Consider the following 693-nt stretch of genomic DNA (forward strand, 5'->3'; position numbering starts at 1 on the left):
ATAAATGATAATTTAGTGCAGATGGCAAAGACTATTTACGACTATTGGTTTACACAATTTGACTTTCCCGACGAAAACGGCAAGCCTTATCGTTCCTCAGGTGGTCAAATGGTGTGGAATGAGCAGTTGAAGCGTGAAATACCTGCAGAGTGGGAAGTTATGTCCATATCGACATATACAAGCATATATCAACCACAAACCATAAGTAATAGCCTGTTTGATGATAATTACAATTGTTTTGTCTACGGCGGTGGAGGATTTATTGGTAAGTATTCCGATTTCAATCACACAGATGCCGAAGTCATTATCTCTTGCAGAGGTAATTGCGGGAATGTTTATATGACGATGCCAAAGTCTTGGATTACGGGAAATGCAATGGTTGTTCACCCTGTTGATAATACACTTTCCAAAGAGTACATATATCAGTTTATTAACAGCTATGGAGTTGAAAAGTATGTATCAGGTTCTGTTCAAAAACAGTTAACAAGAGAAAATTTATCTCTTATGAAAATAGTAATTCCGAATGCTGATATTCTGAATAAATTTAATGCGTTAATGCAAGTATATAGAAAAAAGCAAGAGGAACTTATTCTTGAAAATCAAGAGCTTGTAAAACTCCGTGATTGGCTTCTTCCAATGCTGATGAACGGTCAGGCTACCGTTGTCGAATAAGCTGCTAAATTATCATTTATT

1 protein-coding gene is annotated in these 693 nt (G+C 36.2%); it reads left to right on the forward strand.

Annotated features, from left to right (window positions below; all coding sequences use genetic code 11):
- Window positions 1-672, forward strand: a 672-nt coding sequence (locus BKH46_RS09330; RefSeq protein ID WP_216358724.1) for a restriction endonuclease subunit S, incomplete at its 5' end; no start/stop codon positions are given.
- Between the last annotated feature and the right edge of the window lie 21 nt (window positions 673-693).

This window comes from Helicobacter sp. 12S02634-8 (genome assembly GCF_002272865.1).
Taxonomy (GTDB): Bacteria; Campylobacterota; Campylobacteria; order Campylobacterales; family Helicobacteraceae; genus Helicobacter_J.